The following is a 17,313-nucleotide window of genomic DNA, read 5'->3' on the forward strand; positions in this document are numbered from 1 at the left end:
TATTGGTAACCGCCGGTACAAGCTTTTTAACTTTGGACTAGATGATTGTGATTTATCGATAAATAACGGATGTCTTTCTTAGCGTGTATTAACGATAAGATAAAATCATTATTTAAAGGTCAATAAGCTAAACAATCATTTAAATGTTAAATAAAATTAGAAAGAAATTAAAAATAGGAACGTACTATGAAAGACAATTATGATTTAGTCGTCATCGGCGGCGGTCCTGGTGGTTACGAAGCCGCTATTCGTGCAGGGCAATTGGGTATGAGCGTGGCTTGTATCGAAAAACGCGTTTATAAAGGTGAGCCAGCACTTGGCGGTACTTGCTTAAACGTCGGTTGTATCCCATCAAAAGCCTTACTTGATTCATCACATCGTTATGAAGCAACCAAACATGATCTTGCTGAACATGGTATCAGCACCGGCGACGTTGCTATTGATATCGAGCAAATGATTGCCCGTAAAGAAGGCATCGTCAAGCAATTGACTGGCGGCGTTGCGGCGTTGTTAAAGGGCAACGGTGTTGACTGGCTACAAGGCTGGGGCACGTTAGAAGACGGTAAAGGTGCGGATAAAAAAGTTAAATTTACCGCCCTTGCTGACGATAGCGAAACCATTATCACGGCTAAAAACGTCATTCTTGCAGCAGGTTCGGTGCCGATCGATATTCCTGTGGCAAAAACTGATGGCGATCGCATCGTTGACTCTACTGGCGCGCTTGATTTCACGGAAGTACCGAAGCGTTTAGGCGTCATTGGTGCTGGTGTTATCGGTCTCGAGCTAGGTTCAGTATGGCGCCGCTTGGGTGCGGAAGTGGTGGTTTATGAAGCACTACCAAGTTTCCTAGCTGCTGCTGACAAAGACATCGCTAAAGAAGCGGGTAAAATGCTGAAAAAGCAAGGTCTTGATATTCGCGTCGACACCAAAGTGACCAATGCTGAAGTGAAAGGCGATCAAGTTGTTGTGACCAGCGAAGCCAAAGGTGAGTCGAGCGAGGAAAGCTTTGATAAGCTAATCGTTTGTGTCGGTCGCCGTGCCTACTCTGAAAAATTGCTCGGCGCAGACAGCGGTATCACGTTGACTGAACGCGGTCTTATCGATGTCGATGACCAGTGTAAAACCAACCTTGACGGCGTTTATGCAATCGGTGACTTGGTTCGTGGCCCTATGCTTGCGCATAAAGCCATGGAAGAAGGCATGATGGCGGTTGAGCGCATTCATGGCGAAAAAGCACAAGTTAACTATGACACTATTATCAATGTCATTTATACCCATCCAGAAATCGCATGGGTTGGTTTGACCGAGCAAGAAGCGACAGAAGCTGGTTATGAAGTCAAAACTGGTTCATTTAACCTAGCAGCGAACGGCCGTGCACTTGCCCAAAGTGAAGCACAGGGCTCTATCAAAGTCGTTGCTGATGCCAAAACAGACCGCCTATTAGGTATGCACGCTATTTCTGCTGGGGCAGGCGACATCGTCCATCAAGGTATGATTGCGATGGAATTTGTGTCTAGCATCGAAGATTTACAGTTGATGACGTTTGCGCATCCAACCATCTCTGAAGCCGTTCATGAAGCCGCTTTATCAGCAGATGGCCGTGCAATTCATGCCATTCAGCGTAAAAAACGTAAGTAGTTTTTGAGATTAAATGCCTAGAATTCAAAGCATTTAAGTAAATATCAAGTTTAACTGGATGGCGCGACCGCTATCACTATTAAGATAACGGTTGTCATCATCATAAGTGCGGCAGCGTTATTCTGCCTCGCACTTGTTGTCACTTTTTATTAATTGTAAAAAATAAAGGATACAATCAATGAATTTACATGAGTATCAAGCAAAAGAGCTATTGAAAAGCTATGGTTTGCCTATTCAAGAAGGCATCATCGCCCATAACGGCGACGAAGCTGCTGCTGCTTTTGATAAAACGCCAACGGATATTGCGGTGATTAAAGCGCAAGTACATGCTGGTGGCCGTGGTAAAGCGGGTGGCGTAAAACTGGTTAAAACTCGCGAAGAAGCCAAAAAAGTTGCTGAAGAGCTAATCGGTACCAATTTGGTTACTTTCCAAACTGACGCTGATGGCCAACCAGTTAACTTTGTCTTGGTTGCAGAAGATATGTACCCAGTACAAACTGAGCTATATCTTGGCGCAGTTGTTGACCGTTCTACGCGTCGCGTAACGTTCATGGCATCAACCGAAGGCGGCGTTGATATCGAAGAAGTTGCAAGCGAAACCCCAGAAAAAATCTTCAAAGTAAGCGTTGATCCATTAGTGGGTCTAATGCCTTATCAAGCACGTGAAGTGGCATTCAAACTGGGCCTTGAAGGCAAGCAAATCAACCAGTTTGTAAAATTGATGAGCGGCGCTTATCAAGCATTCGTTGACAATGATTTTGCATTATTAGAAATCAACCCATTAGCGGTTCGTGAAAATGGCGAAATTGTTTGTGTTGATGGCAAAATTGGTATTGACTCAAACGCCCTATATCGCTTACCTAAAATTGCTGCGCTACAAGACAAAACGCAAGAAAACGAGCGTGAGCTTAAAGCCGCTGAATTTGACCTAAACTATGTTGCCCTAGAAGGCAATATCGGTTGTATGGTGAACGGTGCGGGTCTTGCGATGGCGACCATGGACATCATCAAATTGTATGGCGGCAAACCTGCTAACTTCTTGGACGTTGGCGGCGGTGCAACCAAAGATCGCGTTGTTGAAGCGTTCAAAATCATTCTAGAAGACAGCAGTGTTGAAGGTGTTCTCATCAACATCTTCGGCGGTATCGTACGTTGTGACATGATTGCAGAAGCGATTATCGCTGCAGTTAAAGAAGTCGACGTTAAAGTGCCTGTTGTTGTACGTCTAGAAGGTAACAACGCTGAATTGGGCTTACAGATTCTAGAAGAGTCTGGTCTGAAACTGACTTCAGCTCAAGGCCTAGCAGACGCGGCACAAAAAATTGTCGATGCGGTTAAAGCATAAGTCTTTAATATAAGTTGTGAGTCTAAGCGCCGTTTATTTATAACGCGCTGAACCAAACGCTTAAGCATTATAGTCAAAGCGTGATGGCAGTTTTTAGCAAAAGCATTTATCGTTAACATTTAACGCTAAATGGGCGAGAAAACTGCTATTGCAAGACAACCGAATAAGGAAAAAATAATGAGTGTATTAATTGATAAAGATACCAAAGTATTGGTACAAGGTTTTACTGGTAAGAACGGTACATTCCACTCTGAACAAGCAATCGAATATGGCACTAAAGTGGTTGGCGGCGTAACCCCAGGTAAAGGTGGTCAAACTCACCTAGGTTTACCAGTCTTTAACACCATGGCGGAAGCCATGGAAGCGACCCAAGCTGACGCATCCGTTATCTACGTACCGGCACCATTTGTACTAGATTCTATCGTTGAAGCAGTCGATGCCGGCGTGAAATTGATCGTTGTGATCACTGAAGGCGTACCGACTATCGATATGCTAAAAGCCAAGCGTTATATCGAAGAAGCAGACGGCGTCCGTATGGTTGGTCCAAACTGCCCAGGCGTTATCACTCCAGGTCAGTGCAAAATTGGCATCATGCCAGGTCATATCCATTTGCCAGGTAAAGTGGGTATCATCTCACGCTCTGGTACCTTGACTTATGAAGCCGTTGCACAGACCACTAAACTTGGTTTTGGTCAATCAACCTGTATCGGTATCGGTGGTGATCCGATTCCTGGTATGAATCAGATCGATGCGCTTAAATTGTTCCAAGAGGATCCACAAACCGAAGCTATCATCTTAATCGGTGAAATCGGCGGTACTGCTGAAGAAGAAGCGGCTGCTTATATCAAAGAGCACGTGACTAAGCCAGTGGTTGGTTATATCGCTGGTGTGACTGCGCCTGCCGGTAAGCGTATGGGTCACGCTGGTGCGATCATCTCTGGTGGTCAAGGTACTGCTGAAGAGAAATTTAAAGCCTTTGAAGACGCTGGTATTGCTTATACTCGCGATCCATCAAAAATCGGTGATAAGTTAAAAGAAGTTACCGGTTGGTAATTTAGGTATTAATCGATAATCTAATACCGAAACGTCGTTGAAAAAAATACAAGGCACCCCTACAATGGGGTGTCTTTTTTTATTCTTAAGATACCTTTTCTTTGACTAAAATGTAGAAATTATGAAAAACAAGATATTGGTTACCGGCGGCGCTGGATATATCGGCTCACATACTTGTATAACACTGCATCAGGCAGGCTATGATGTTGTGGTATATGACAATTTATCCAACAGTAGCATTGAGGCTATTAACCGTGCCTCCAAATTAGCAGGGCAGCCTATCGAATTTATCGAAGGCGATATTAGAGATGCTAAGCTACTCAAACAAGTATTTGCCGAAAATGATTTCTTTGGCGTGATTCATTTCGCGGGTTTAAAGGCCGTTGGCGAATCCGTTACCAAGCCACTGCTGTATTATAATAATAATGTCAGCGGCACCATTACTTTACTGGAAGTCATGGCTGAAGCAAACGTTAAAAATCTGGTTTTTTCATCCTCTGCGACTGTTTATGGTGACCCTGAAGTACTGCCTATTGATGAGACATCGCCACGTTCTTGTACCAATCCTTATGGGCAAAGTAAGCTTACGGTCGAGCATATTTTACAAGACCTAGCTGCAACTAATGATGGCTGGAATCTTATTCCGCTTAGATACTTTAATCCAGTAGGTGCTCACCCATCTGGACAAATTGGCGAAGATCCTAATGACATACCCAATAATTTAATGCCTTATATCTCGCAAGTCGCCGTTGGTAAGCTTGAAAAGCTCAGCATCTTTGGTAATGATTACCCTACCGTAGATGGTACGGGTGTACGCGACTTTATCCATGTCACTGACCTTGCGCAAGGTCATGTAGCAGCGCTTAATTATCTACAGCAACAGGTAAGCTTAAGTCAAACAAGCTCAGTAGGGTTCTTACCTATTAATCTAGGAACGGGCAAAGGTACTTCAGTGTTAGAGTTAGTCACTGCTTTTTCTGAAGTATCCGGCCAAGATATTCCTTATCAATTTTCTGCTCGTCGCGCCGGTGATATTGCCAGCTGCTATGCCAGTGCTGATAAAGCTAAACAGCTATTAGGCTGGGAAGCAAAACTGTCTATCACTGAGATGTGTCAAGATACATGGCGTTGGCAGAGTATGAATCCAAATGGGTATAACATCGCTTAGATTGCATAAAGACTATCTTTAAAGCTAGCTTTTATCTCACACTTTTTAATACAGTTTAAAAACTATGAAAAAAATTATCCACGCGGTTATTCCTGTTGCAGGCTTTGGCACACGTATGCTGCCATTATCGAAATCGGTGCCGAAAGAGCTATTGCCACTTGGCAATCGTCCTTCGATTCATTATGTCGTTGAAGAAGCGATTGCTGCTGGTATCAAGCATATTGTGTTGGTCGGTCATGCACAAAAAAGCGCCATTGAAAATTACTTCGATATCAATGCTGAGCTGGATAACCAGTTGCGTGTGAAAGGTAAAGACGAGCTAGCAGACAGCTTAAATTGGCTACCATATGATGTGACGATATCGATGATACGTCAGGGTAAGCCATTGGGACTAGGGCATGCAGTGCTTGCTGCGCGCCCAATCATAGGCATGAATGATTTTGCTGTATTGCTTCCAGATGTGGTACTTGATCCGTTTACTACAGATATGGCAGCGGATAATTTAGCCTTTATGATTGAGCAGTTTGCCAGCGATGGTCATTCGCAGATATTGGTCGATAAAATTGCCGATGAAGATGTGCATAAATATGGTATCGCCCAATTACATGAAGCGTTGAGTGATACGAGCGATGTAGCTGACAAAACAGATATGAATGTCAGCTTTAAGGTTGCCGGTTTTGTAGAAAAGCCCAACTTAGCCGATGCACCTTCTAGATTGGCGGTCGTCGGTCGCTATGTCTTTAGTAACCATATTTTTGATTATCTAGCAAATACCAAAGCATCGGTCGGCGGTGAGATTCAACTGACCGATGCTGTTGATGCTTTGATTAGTGAGTACGGCGTCAATGTCACGACCATGCGCGGTGCCAGTTATGATGCCGGTGATATGCGTTCTTATATGCAGGCGTTTATTTATTTCGCGCAGCAGCAATTAGCAAATGAAGAGTAGTGCATGAACGATATAAAAGACAATAATCGCTATAGTAGCGCGCGCAGCTCTGAATACTGGCAGCAGTTACAACAGTTAGCAGCACAGCCATGGTCGCTTGATAAGCTATTCACTCAAGATACTGAGCGTACGAGCCGTTTTAGCACGCAAGCTGGTGCGCTATATATGGATTATAGCAAGCAGTGTATTAATGATGCTGTGCTAGAAAATTTATTAAGTTTGGCGAATAGTTGTGAATTGTCAGGCCGTATCCAATCTTTGCTGCAAGGCGCGATGGTTAATACCAGTGAAGAGCGTGCAGCGTTGCATACGGCGCTGCGTTTACCAGCGACAGCGAAATTGCAAGTTGGTACGCAAGATGTCGTTACTGATGTACACCAGAGCTTGGCACAGGTAGCAAGATTATCCGAGCGTGTCCGCAGTGGTACATGGCGTGGATTTTCCGGCAAGGCAATTACCGATGTGGTTAATATCGGCGTCGGTGGTTCTGATTTAGGGCCGCTGATGGCGACCACTGCGCTTGATGAGTGGGCAGATACCGCTATCGAAGTGCATTTTGTCTCCAATATGGACGGCACACAACTTGATAATTTGCTCAAGCACTTAAATCCTGAAACCACCTTATTTATTATCTCATCTAAGTCTTTTGGTACTGTTGATACGTTATCTAATGCCAAAACCGCCCTATCATGGCTGCTTGCAACCGCAAAACTGCGTGCGGGTACGGAAGATAGTGTGTTACGTCGTCATTTCATCGGTATCTCAGCCAACAATGAGAAAATGAGCGCGTGGGGTATTCATCCTGAGCATCAATTGCAGCTTTGGGAATGGGTTGGCGGCCGTTTTTCTTTATGGTCAGCGATTGGATTGGCTATTGCCATTCGTATCGGTATCGATGGCTTTAAAGCGTTATTGGCCGGCGCTCATAGTATGGATGAGCACTTCGCGCAAGCGGGTTTTGTAGAAAATTTGCCAGTATTATTAGGTCTACTTGCCGTTTGGAACAGTACCTTTTTACAAGTAAATGCTCATACGGTATTACCTTATGATGGGCGTTTAGAGTATTTACCCAGCTACTTGACCCAGCTTGAGATGGAAAGTAATGGTAAGTCGGTGACGCTGCATGGCGAGCGATTAGACTACGATACTTGTCCGATTTTGTGGGGTGAGATTGGCTCAAATGCTCAGCATGCTTTTTATCAGCTCTTGCATCAAGGGACGCAGCAAGTTTCTTGTGATTTTATCGCCTGTGTGCGGCGTTATAGCGATAAAGCCACCAATGCGTCATTACAGCAGCAACATGAACTGTCTTTAGCCAATTGTCTAGCACAAAGTCGGGTCTTAGCTTTTGGCAATGCGGCTATAGCTGATACTGATGGTCAAATCGCTTCTGACGCTGATAAATATAAATACTACCGCGGCAATCAGCCGTCAACGACTTTACTAATTGACGAGCTGACCCCGCATAGTTTGGGGGCATTAATCGCGCTTTATGAGCATAAGGTTTATGTGATGGCCAGCATTTGGGATATCAATCCGTTTGACCAATGGGGTGTCGAGATGGGTAAGCAGATGGCAGAGTCAGTGCATACCGCCATGCAGCAAGAGGGCGGTGAGCAGTTCGACAGCTCTACCAATCAGCTGTTACAGCATATTAAGCGGTTATCTTAATGGTTATATTGTTAAGTTATTAACACTGATAATCCACCAATAATCAAAGGTAAAGTCATGAGCGCTGATGCCATCGATACACATAAGTATAAATCTGTACCCAAGCCGTTTAATAATACGGCGATAAATAATAACGTCTGCGTTCTTGTCGGTCATAGTATCGATGCCATTACCAGTGCCGTGGTGCTGGCAAGTCTCGGTCAGCAGGTTCATCTCTATGCGAATAAGGAATTATTGGCGCAGCAGTTACAACAGTATGGCTTTGAGCATCACCTGCAAGCGCTTTGGCAAATGTATGACCAGCAGCAACAGATTATTAGCTATGCGCTGCCAAAGAGTGCTGATGAGTTAATACAGCGTTATGAAGTGGCGAGTGATAATGATGAGAAAAAATCAGTAGCGCTATATTGGTTATTTTTAGACAGTATTAGCTCAGTATGGCTAGAGGACAGCTGGATTACCGCCTTTAATCATAGTCATGAGCAAGCATTACCGCTCGTCATGAGTGGTATTAAACAGTTAGGGTCGGTTGCCTCATTATCCAAGCGTTTGCAGCGCGCTTGGGTATATTATTTACCGTTCGTATTTTTAAAAGACGGTGATGCTTATAGCTCGATGTTAAACCCGTCGTTATGGTTGCTTGGTGAAAAAACGCCAAACAGCAGCCACCATCTAAATATGCTTCAACCATTAATGCAGCATGCACGTGCGACGCATCATGCCGATATTGCCACCATAGAGTTTGCGCGTAGTAGTATCATGGCGATGCTCGCAACGCGGGTCAGCTTTATGAATGAGATGTCGCGCTTAGCCGACAGCCAACAGGTAGATATCCAGCAGGTCAGCCATATAATGGGACTCGATGAGCGTGTGGGCAGTAGCTACTTGCAGGCAGGATGGGGCTTTGGCGGTAATACGTTACCGACTGAATTGCTTCAGCTGCAGCAATCAAGTCAAGCGCAAAGTTTGGCCATGCCACTATTGCAATCGGTTATCCATATTAATGAAGATCAAAAAGAGCTGATATTCCGTAAGTTTTGGCAATATTTTGATGGTTTTATCGATAATAAAACCGTTATGATTTGGGGCGGTAGTTATAAAGCAGGCTCGGGACGGACGGCAGAGTCGGCTATTCACCCTTTATTAGCACTATTATGGTCTTATAATATTCGCACGCTAGTCTATAGCAATAAAGCGCAAACCGAGCTTGCCGCACTTTATAAGCAGCAGCCATTGCTTGAATTAATTGACAATCCTTATCAACAGCTTAATGAGGCGCAGGCCATTTTTATTATAAGCTGGCTACCAGAAAACAGGTTAGATATTGCTAAGCTTAATGAGGAAGCGATGCCCGTATTCGACGCGCAAAATGCCTTGTCACGAACGCAGATAGATAGCCTAGTCGGCGACTATATGGGGATTGGTCGCGCTAAATAAGGCTTTCTATCAGGTGTAAAATAAGCTCAGTAGACAAACAGTTATTAGGTTAAAGCTAAATAAAAGCGCCGATTCATATAAAAATTAACTGGCGCTTTTTTTATAGATTCATACTGTATTCACAAATCAAAGCTATTTAAGCAGTTACAGCGCCTTGGCTGGCAAGCCATTGCTGAATCTCTTGGGTTTTAGTTTGTAGTAAATCCTTATCCCCGCGGCTTTCAATATTTAATCTGATCAGTGGTTCTGTATTTGAGGCACGTAAGTTAAAACGCCATTCGCCAAAGTTCAAACTCAAACCATCAAGCATCGATTTAGTTGGATTTTCGATGCTAAACTTGGCTTCAATCGCTTTGATAATCGTCGGCGCCTCATGAGTGGTCAGATGAAAATTCAGCTCACCTGAGCTTGGATAGGCTGCAATATAACCGCTGACCAATGCTGATAACGTCTTGCCAGTAATCGATAATAATTCAATGGTTAGCAGCCAAGGAATCATACCGCTATCGCAGTAGAAAAAATCGCGGAAATAATGATGTGCTGACATTTCGCCACCATAAACCGCGCCAGAATCACGCATGACCTGCTTGATAAAGGAATGCCCAGACTTGCTGATGACCGCCTTACCGTTATGCTCAGTAATCACCGCTTCGGTGTTATAAATTACTCGTGGATCATAAACAATCGACTCGCCTGCATACTTGTTTAAAAATGCTTGCGTCAGCATTCCGACGACATAGCTACCATCGATAAATTCGCCGTATTCATCGAATAAAAAGCAGCGATCAAAATCGCCATCAAAGGCAATCCCAAGGTCGGCTTTATGTTCTAACACCGCTTGCTGGGTGGCGGTTCTATTAGCCAAAATCATCGGATTGGGAATGCCATTTGGAAAACTACCGTCAGGGGCATGATGCAATTTAATCACTTCAATCGGTGCGCCAGCTTGTGCTAACTTTTCGATTAATAAATCAACCACCGGGCCGGCGCTGCCATTGCCTGAATTAATAACCAGCTTCAGCGGTTTTAATTTATCAGTATCGATAAAAGTCATCACATGATCGATATAAGCGCTTTTATCCGTCAGTAATTGTAGGTTGCCTAACGTATTATCAGTGATGAACTGCCCTGATTCTGCCAACGCTTGAATCTCTGCCAAACCATCATCGGCGCTAATCGGTTTGGAATGCTCTTTGACCAATTTTAAGCCATTATAGTTAATCGGATTATGACTGGCAGTGACTTCGATACCGCCCAACGCTTGATAGTAGCTGGTGGCAAAATACACCTCTTCTGTACCTGTCATTCCCAAATCAATCACATCGACGCCAGCATCTAGCATGCCTTTGATAGTCGCTTGTTTTAACTGTTCACTTGAATGGCGAATATCGCTACCAATAACGATAGCTGGTTTTAAGTTTTTCAGTTCAGCGGTAGCATCATTATCGGCACTGTTATAACGCTCGAATAAAATTTGGGCAAAGGCACGGCCGATACGGTAGGCGATAGCTTCATCGAGATTGACACCAAGCTCGCCGCGGATATCGTAAGCTTTAAATGAATCAATGTTAATCGGTGCGAACTGGGTTTGAGTCGCATAGCTGGCATTATTGGTATCGGATGTGGGCATAACGATAAAATCCTTGCGTTTAAGCAGTGAGATGATAATTAAGTAGGTTACCCAATTATAAGCTAATCAGTGTTCAATGCTACACTAACGACAAAATCGTTATAAACTTAATAGGGTTCTATTGAATAACCAATAAAAATATAAGAGTGTTTTTTATGAATAGCTTAGAAAATAAAATAACAGCGCCTACACCGGTACCAGGAACGCCAGAAGCAAGTGGCGAGTTGGCGGATTTATTATCCTTAATGGCACGGCTGCGAGCAGATTGTCCGTGGGATAAAAAACAAAGCAACCATAGTCTCATTCCTTATGCGATTGAAGAAGCCTATGAGCTTGGTGAAGCGGTACAAAGTGATGATGATGAAGACATCAAAGGTGAACTTGGTGATGTATTGTTGCAAGTAGTTTTTCATTGTCAGATGTACGCTGAGCAAGGACGCTTTGATATGAGCGATGTGATTACCACTTTACAAGAAAAGCTGATTCGCCGGCATCCGCATGTGTTTGAAGCAGAAACGCTACAAGATGAAGCCGCGGTAAAAGAACGCTGGGATGAGATTAAGGCGGAGGAGCAACAAGCCCGCGCTGCACGTGGTAAACCACAGCGCCGTTTGGACAATACCAAAGCCGGCAGCGCGCTGATGCAAGCGCAGGATGTGCAAAAACAGGCGTCAAAATTGGGTTTTGATTGGGAAGACGTCAGCGGTGCATTTGATAAACTCGATGAAGAAATTGCCGAGCTAAAGGCCGAGATTGTAGATAAGCCAAAAGATGCTGCTAAATATAATATAAGTAAAACCAATATCAGAGAGATTGAAAAGGAGCTTGGTGATTGCATGTTTGCGCTGGTCAATATCGCCCGTAAACTAAACCTCGACGCTGAAACTGCGACGTTGACCTGTGTGCATAAATTCAAATCACGTTTTGGCTATATTGAAGACCAGTTAGCTGCCGCTGGCAAGCGTTTAGAAGACAGTGACATTAATGAGATGGACGCACTGTGGGAAGCGGCGAAACAACATGAACGCGACTAATAAGCCACTGCTAATGAGGTTTGTAGCAGGCGTTTACTGCTGCCTAGCTGGTTGCTTAGTTATGATTGTCCTAACGCTTAGTCATGCTAATGCCGCCCCTTGTTTTGATAATGCCCAAAGTGCTTATGATTACTTACTGACGCAAGAAACAGTGCAAACCCAAGCACGTGATCAGCGCAGCATTAATATCAATCGAGCGACAGAAGCCGAGCTGGTGTCATTACACGGTATTGGCAGCAATAAAGCGCAGGCGATTATTTTATATCGTGACATGTTTGGTGGCTTTAAGACGGTTGATGAGTTGACCAAGGTAAAAGGCATCGGTGCAAAAACCATTGAGAAGAATCGCAGGCGTTTAAGCGTACAGGATTAATCACTGTATTAATCACGATATTTTGTATTAATTAACCCCAATATTGACAAAATAGCATGTAAGTAAATGTCATAACACACCCACCATGGTCAAAATTTGTTAAACTAGCAGGTACATCCGCCTGATAGACGCTGTGTTCGTCAGGGTGGTTAAGAATAAAGGCGAGGAGTAGATGCATGGCCGAGCGTGCCGCCAAGCAGTTAGAACTGAATAAATCTGAATTACCAAATTCCATTACCGAAGTGATTGCAACCCTAACCCGAGCTGGGTTTGATGCCTATATCGTCGGTGGCGGCGTGCGCGACACATTGCTAGGCCTGCGTCCAAAAGACTTTGATGCGGTCACTGATGCCAAGCCCCATGAGATTAAAGACGTCTTTGGTAAGCGCTGCCGTATTATCGGCCGCCGCTTTCAATTGGCGCATGTGTACTCTGGGCGTGAGCTGATCGAAGTGGCCACTTTTCGTGGCCCACCGCTTAATGATTCTAATACCAATCAAGACGGCATGATTCTGCGCGACAATGTCTGGGGTGATATCAAACAAGATTTTGCCCGTCGCGACTTTTCTATCAACGCCCTTTATTATCAGCCACTCAAAGGCGTGGTACATGATTTTTGCGGTGCGCTTGAAGATATCGATAATAAAGTCATTCGCCTATTAGGTAATGCGCCGACTCGTATCGAAGAAGATCCGGTCAGATTGCTGCGTGCCCTGCGTTTTAAAGCCAAATTGGGCTTTGATTTTGATAGCGAATTGGCCGCACAGTTTCATGATGGCAACTGGTCATTACTTGAGCAAATATCCCCGCATCGTCTTTATGATGAAACGCAAAAGATGTTTACCGGTGGTTATTTGGTGCCGTTATTGCCGTTATTGTTTGAGTCGGGCGCGATTGATAGTCTTATTGTTTATCCACCTGCTGAGCCGAGTGCCTTAGTTAAACAAGTCGCTATTAATACCGACAAACGTATTGCTGCTGGCAAAAGTATTAACCCTGCCTTCTTTTATGCCGCCTTGCTGTGGGAAAACTACCTACATCAATTAGAAAAAGCCAAAAAACGTAATATGCCTTTTGCGGATGCGCAAATGCATGCAGCTGGTAAAGTTATTGACCGTCAACGTATAAAGACCGCCATTCCAAAATTTGCCGAACAGTTTATTCGTGATATTTGGATATTGCAGCCAAAATTGGCTGCGCCGCGTAGTAAACAAATTGTTCAGTTGTCTGAACACCCACGCTTCCGTGCCGGTTTCGATTTCTTGTTGCTGCGCGAGCAGTGCGGCGATGCCGAACATCCGCTATCAGAATCGACCAATGGTATGGGCGAGTGGTGGCATAACTATCAAACCTTGACCGAACAGCAGCAGGATCAAGCGATTGATGACTTTGATGAAAACATTCGTCGCGGTGCTTATAAGCAAGCGCAGCGTGGTCGTGGGCGTAATCGTCAAAAACAGCAAACCTCGAACGATAATGGCAAGGTGACTCACATAGAAAACGATCAGCAAGATAAAGTAAACGGCAATGCTCATAGCAATCAAGCGGTCAATGATGCGTCAAACGTGCCATCACGTCGCCGCCGCGCTGCCAGTCAGTCTGTTCAGCATGCTAATAACAGTGGCAGCAATGATGGTCATAATCAGGGCTACCATAAGCAGCAAGCAACACAAGATAGTAATGAACTTGCGCAATTGCAGCAGTTATCACTTGCGCATACTGGTCATCAAGTGGCAAATAGACGCCACCATGCTAAGCCTGCACCGTTATTTGTCATAGAGCATGAGAGTGTTGTTCCGCCATTACGCAAGCAATTGCCAAGTGATGCGAAGTCGCCGTCTCAATCGTCATCTAAGTCGCCCTCTAAATCTAAATCATCTAGGCAAGCGTTTGTAGAAAAAAACGCCGTGACTGACAATGCAGCGAATAAAGAGCAGTCTGGCAACCAAGCAGCAAAGCACCATGCTAAACCAAAGCAAAGTGATGCCAATGTTAGTACTGACTCAGGTTCTTCTAAAGCCCAGACGATAGAGCATGCTACGCGTACAGTAGCCAAAACGCCGGCGCTCGTTAGTATTAATAACGAGCCGATACCGCACAAACGCCGTCGTCGTCAGCCTACTGTGATAGAAAATAGTAGCAGTAACGACAATCTCCATAGCTCAGCTAATATCAATAGCGTAGAAGCTAAAGAAGTCGATAACCAAGCGCAAAAATCGACGAGATATGCAAAGAAAGCGCCGAAGCTAGCGACTGAAGCTACCAGTGAAGTTAAAAGTAACAACGTTGAAAGTAAGGCTAAACGAGCAACTAAAGCTTCAGCAGCAAAACCTACTAAAACCAGTCAAGATACTAAAAAACAGACTACTCAAAGTCAGTCAGTTAAGCATCAAACAACTGCTAGTAAAATGAATGAGCAAAAAGGCCCTGTGCCATCGAAGCGTCGCCGTCGCCAGCCAAGCGTTAATAACGTTTAAGCTTATGAGCGGACAATAGAATAAAGTGATAACTATGAATACGCACTTTGATGTTAGCGCTGACAATGAGAGCTATGCTGACGCGACTTGGGTTACTTGCTATGTAGGCTTAGGCAGCAATCTGACAAATGAGCTGGGTACGCCTGTAGAGCACCTGCAGCAAGCCGTTGCCGCTATGCAAGGAAATGAGCAGATACGCGCGGTACGTGTGTCTTCCTTTTATGCCTCAGCGCCGATGGGACCCCAAGATCAACCTGATTTTATCAATGCGGTCGCAGGTTTTGAAACTACCTTCACCGCATTTGGGTTGCTTGATTTTTGCCAAGCGCTAGAACAGCAAGCAAAACGCGCCCGTCTGCGCCATTGGGGTGAACGTAGCCTTGATGTCGATATTCTATTATATGGTGACGTGCAAATATCAGAGACGCAATTAACGATACCGCATGCTGGATTACCTGAACGCAATTTTGTCTTGATACCGCTGCGAGAGTTAGCTCCAGAGTTGATCATTGCAGGTAAACCAATCACGGATTATCCGCTGAGCAACGATTGGATAGGATTAAAATTGCTATCAGATGATTGATGTATTAACCGTTAAATATATTTATTAACTACTAAAAAGTAGCAGAAAATTGGCATTTGGCAGCACTACCAGTCATTGATTATTAAAAGTATTAATGATTGAAAGCATTGAGGATGATATAACGATATGACGACGTTATCGACTTTAAATAAATTTAAAAAAGACGGCACCAAATTTACCTGTCTGACCTGCTATGACGCGATGTTTGCGCGCATGATGGATAAAGCACAAATCGATACGATTTTGATTGGTGATAGTCTGGGCATGGTGGTGCAAGGTCATGATTCGACCCTGCCTGTCAGCGTCGATGATATGGCTTATCATACGGCCAATATTGCCCGTAGTAATAAGCATGCTCTGATTTTAGCCGACTTACCGTTTATGAGTTATGTGACGCTCCCAGAAGCAGTGGCTAATAGTCGCAAGCTTATGCAGGCAGGCGCGCATGTGGTTAAGATTGAAGGTGGCAGTGAGCTTTGCGATTTGGTCACGACTTTGGCGCAAGCAGGTACGCCCACTTGTGTACACTTAGGACTGACACCGCAATCAGTCAATGTCTTTGGCGGTTATAAAATCCAAGGACGTGGTGACGAGGCGGCCCATAAGCTACTTGCTGATGCCAAAGCGGTCGTTGCTGCTGGCGCGGCACTTTTGGTACTTGAATGCGTACCTGCTGAGCTTGCTAAAGCCGTGACCGAAGCGGTTGCCGTGCCGGTCATTGGTATTGGTGCTGGTGCTGATACTGATGGTCAAGTCTTAGTTATGCATGACATGCTGGGTATGGTACACGGTCGTGTACCGCGCTTTGTCCATGACTTTTTGACCGACGAGCGTAATATCTCGCGTAGTATTGAAGGCGCATTTGCCCTGTATCAGCAAGCTGTACGCGATGGTAGTTTTCCAACTGAGCAGCACCAATTTAGCTAGTCGTATTTAATTTGATATTTAATACTTTGATGATTATCAGTAGAAAAAGCTATTAGGATAAGAGTATTTACCATGCCAAGTATTCATCATCATATCTCAACCCTTCGTGCTGCCTTAAGTCCTTATCGTGGTCAGCAAGATAGCAAGCAGCGTATTGCATTAGTGCCAACGATGGGCAATCTGCATGATGGTCATCTTGAACTGGTAAAGCTTGCCAAGCAATATGCCGATATTGTAGTGGTGAGTATCTTTGTCAATCCTACCCAATTTGGCGTCGGTGAAGATTTTGATAGTTATCCACGCACTTTAGATGCAGATGTCGCCAAGCTTGCTACTGTTGATGCCGACTATGTATTTGCCCCAAGCATTGATGAGATGTATCCGGTATTACCGCCACCAACGTCGGTGCGAGCGGGAGAAATCACCACACAACTATGTGGTCGATCGCGCCCCAATCACTTTGATGGTGTCGGCATCGTTGTATCTAAACTATTTAATATCGTCCAACCTGAAGTTGCCGTATTCGGTCAAAAAGACTATCAGCAATTGGCGATTATCCAGCAAATCGTGCGTGATTTAAGTTATCCCATCAAAATTATAGGTGCGCCTATCGTACGCGCTGCTGATGGCCTAGCATTGTCTTCACGCAATCAATATCTAACTGAAGCTGAGCGCAATACTGCTCCGGTGCTACACCAAGAATTACAACGTTTAGCTGAGCAGCTGATGCATGGTCAGCATCTCGAACAAGGGCTTGAGCCTTTATTAATAGAGACGCGGACACGCATCACTGAGACGGGCTTTAAGATAGATTATTTAGAAGTGAAAATGGCTCAGCTCGATTCTTTAAATGCAGACGGTTTGCATGCAGGTTTAGAGGAAAATCAGCAGGATTTGGTGATTTTAGTGGCAGCTTGGTTGGGTAGAGCACGTTTATTAGACAATCAGTTAGTGACGGTAAAGCTGCCGTAATAATAGAGTAATTCGCCAGACGCAATTATTAGGATGACGGATCATGAGTGCAAGTA

General features: G+C 44.5%; 14 protein-coding genes. 13 read left to right on the forward strand and 1 reads right to left on the reverse strand.

Annotation, left to right across the window (positions count from 1 at the left end; genetic code table 11):
- Positions 1 to 186 precede the first annotated feature (186 nt).
- From lpdA to JMX13_RS06930, 7 genes are all read left to right on the forward strand, one after another.
- The gene (gene lpdA, locus JMX13_RS06900) at positions 187 to 1,638 is read left to right on the forward strand and encodes a dihydrolipoyl dehydrogenase (RefSeq protein ID WP_201611422.1); all 1,452 of its coding nucleotides are present in this window, start codon (positions 187 to 189) and stop codon (positions 1,636 to 1,638) included.
- A gap of 178 nt (positions 1,639 to 1,816) precedes the next feature.
- Positions 1,817 to 2,983, forward strand: coding sequence for an ADP-forming succinate--CoA ligase subunit beta (gene sucC / locus JMX13_RS06905; RefSeq protein WP_201611424.1), 1,167 nt, complete (start codon positions 1,817 to 1,819; stop codon positions 2,981 to 2,983).
- 177 nt (positions 2,984 to 3,160) lie between these two features.
- Positions 3,161 to 4,036 (forward strand): succinate--CoA ligase subunit alpha, encoded by an 876-nt coding sequence (sucD, locus tag JMX13_RS06910; protein WP_149490377.1) that lies wholly within the window; start codon positions 3,161 to 3,163, stop codon positions 4,034 to 4,036.
- Between the two features lie 121 nt (positions 4,037 to 4,157).
- Positions 4,158 to 5,204 carry a UDP-glucose 4-epimerase GalE gene (gene galE / locus JMX13_RS06915; RefSeq protein WP_201611426.1) on the forward strand — a complete coding sequence of 349 codons (1,047 nt, stop codon included), beginning with the start codon at positions 4,158 to 4,160 and terminating at the stop codon, positions 5,202 to 5,204.
- Positions 5,205 to 5,268: 64 nt separating this feature from the next.
- A complete protein-coding gene (locus JMX13_RS06920) occupies positions 5,269 to 6,153 on the forward strand; it encodes a UTP--glucose-1-phosphate uridylyltransferase (RefSeq protein WP_201611428.1) in 885 nt (294 codons plus the stop codon).
- A gap of 3 nt (positions 6,154 to 6,156) precedes the next feature.
- Complete coding sequence (gene pgi, locus JMX13_RS06925) at positions 6,157 to 7,824, forward strand: glucose-6-phosphate isomerase (protein ID WP_201611430.1); 1,668 nt, start codon at positions 6,157 to 6,159, stop codon at positions 7,822 to 7,824.
- Positions 7,825 to 7,881: 57 nt separating this feature from the next.
- Positions 7,882 to 9,261 carry a UDP-glucose/GDP-mannose dehydrogenase family protein gene (locus JMX13_RS06930; RefSeq protein WP_201611433.1) on the forward strand — a complete coding sequence of 460 codons (1,380 nt, stop codon included), beginning with the start codon at positions 7,882 to 7,884 and terminating at the stop codon, positions 9,259 to 9,261.
- A gap of 136 nt (positions 9,262 to 9,397) precedes the next feature.
- Here JMX13_RS06930 and JMX13_RS06935 read toward each other — a convergent pair whose 3' ends face one another.
- On the reverse strand, positions 9,398 to 10,891 hold the full coding sequence (locus JMX13_RS06935) for a phosphomannomutase CpsG (protein ID WP_227686242.1): 1,494 nt from the start codon (positions 10,889 to 10,891) through the stop codon (positions 9,398 to 9,400).
- Positions 10,892 to 11,046: 155 nt separating this feature from the next.
- Between JMX13_RS06935 and mazG the strand changes: the two genes are divergently transcribed.
- The 6 genes from mazG to panC all read left to right on the forward strand — a co-directional run bounded on the left by mazG (position 11,047) and on the right by panC (position 17,257).
- Entirely contained in the window at positions 11,047 to 11,925 is an 879-nt protein-coding gene (mazG, locus tag JMX13_RS06940) for a nucleoside triphosphate pyrophosphohydrolase (RefSeq protein WP_201611441.1), read from the forward strand.
- Complete coding sequence (locus JMX13_RS06945) at positions 11,912 to 12,298, forward strand: ComEA family DNA-binding protein (RefSeq protein WP_201611451.1); 387 nt, start codon at positions 11,912 to 11,914, stop codon at positions 12,296 to 12,298. Before mazG ends, JMX13_RS06945 begins: the two co-directional genes overlap by 14 nt.
- Positions 12,299 to 12,474: 176 nt before the next feature.
- Complete coding sequence (gene pcnB, locus JMX13_RS06950) at positions 12,475 to 14,775, forward strand: polynucleotide adenylyltransferase PcnB (RefSeq protein ID WP_201611459.1); 2,301 nt, start codon at positions 12,475 to 12,477, stop codon at positions 14,773 to 14,775.
- A 34-nt stretch (positions 14,776 to 14,809) separates the two neighbouring features.
- On the forward strand, positions 14,810 to 15,358 hold the full coding sequence (gene folK, locus JMX13_RS06955; RefSeq protein WP_201611461.1) for a 2-amino-4-hydroxy-6-hydroxymethyldihydropteridine diphosphokinase: 549 nt from the start codon (positions 14,810 to 14,812) through the stop codon (positions 15,356 to 15,358).
- Positions 15,359 to 15,484: 126 nt separating this feature from the next.
- On the forward strand, positions 15,485 to 16,285 hold the full coding sequence (panB, locus tag JMX13_RS06960; protein WP_201611463.1) for a 3-methyl-2-oxobutanoate hydroxymethyltransferase: 801 nt from the start codon (positions 15,485 to 15,487) through the stop codon (positions 16,283 to 16,285).
- 72 nt (positions 16,286 to 16,357) lie between these two features.
- On the forward strand, positions 16,358 to 17,257 hold the full coding sequence (gene panC / locus JMX13_RS06965; protein ID WP_201611465.1) for a pantoate--beta-alanine ligase: 900 nt from the start codon (positions 16,358 to 16,360) through the stop codon (positions 17,255 to 17,257).
- Positions 17,258 to 17,313 lie beyond the last annotated feature (56 nt).

The sequence above is a fragment of the Psychrobacter immobilis genome, from assembly GCF_904846285.1.
Taxonomy (GTDB): Bacteria; Pseudomonadota; Gammaproteobacteria; order Pseudomonadales; family Moraxellaceae; genus Psychrobacter; species Psychrobacter immobilis_D.

What these genes read in the sequence shown, in the direction of transcription:
- lpdA (WP_201611422.1), top strand. Translation starts at nt 187, where the DNA reads ATGAAAGACAATTATGATTTAGTCGTCATCGGCGGCGGTCCTGGTGGT.
- sucC (WP_201611424.1), top strand. Translation starts at nt 1,817, where the DNA reads ATGAATTTACATGAGTATCAAGCAAAAGAGCTATTGAAAAGCTATGGT.
- sucD (WP_149490377.1), top strand. Translation starts at nt 3,161, where the DNA reads ATGAGTGTATTAATTGATAAAGATACCAAAGTATTGGTACAAGGTTTT.
- galE (WP_201611426.1), top strand. Translation starts at nt 4,158, where the DNA reads ATGAAAAACAAGATATTGGTTACCGGCGGCGCTGGATATATCGGCTCA.
- JMX13_RS06920 (WP_201611428.1), top strand. Translation starts at nt 5,269, where the DNA reads ATGAAAAAAATTATCCACGCGGTTATTCCTGTTGCAGGCTTTGGCACA.
- pgi (WP_201611430.1), top strand. Translation starts at nt 6,157, where the DNA reads ATGAACGATATAAAAGACAATAATCGCTATAGTAGCGCGCGCAGCTCT.
- JMX13_RS06930 (WP_201611433.1), top strand. Translation starts at nt 7,882, where the DNA reads ATGAGCGCTGATGCCATCGATACACATAAGTATAAATCTGTACCCAAG.
- JMX13_RS06935 (WP_227686242.1), bottom strand. Translation starts at nt 10,891, where the DNA reads ATGCCCACATCCGATACCAATAATGCCAGCTATGCGACTCAAACCCAG.
- mazG (WP_201611441.1), top strand. Translation starts at nt 11,047, where the DNA reads ATGAATAGCTTAGAAAATAAAATAACAGCGCCTACACCGGTACCAGGA.
- JMX13_RS06945 (WP_201611451.1), top strand. Translation starts at nt 11,912, where the DNA reads ATGAACGCGACTAATAAGCCACTGCTAATGAGGTTTGTAGCAGGCGTT.
- pcnB (WP_201611459.1), top strand. Translation starts at nt 12,475, where the DNA reads ATGGCCGAGCGTGCCGCCAAGCAGTTAGAACTGAATAAATCTGAATTA.
- folK (WP_201611461.1), top strand. Translation starts at nt 14,810, where the DNA reads ATGAATACGCACTTTGATGTTAGCGCTGACAATGAGAGCTATGCTGAC.
- panB (WP_201611463.1), top strand. Translation starts at nt 15,485, where the DNA reads ATGACGACGTTATCGACTTTAAATAAATTTAAAAAAGACGGCACCAAA.
- panC (WP_201611465.1), top strand. Translation starts at nt 16,358, where the DNA reads ATGCCAAGTATTCATCATCATATCTCAACCCTTCGTGCTGCCTTAAGT.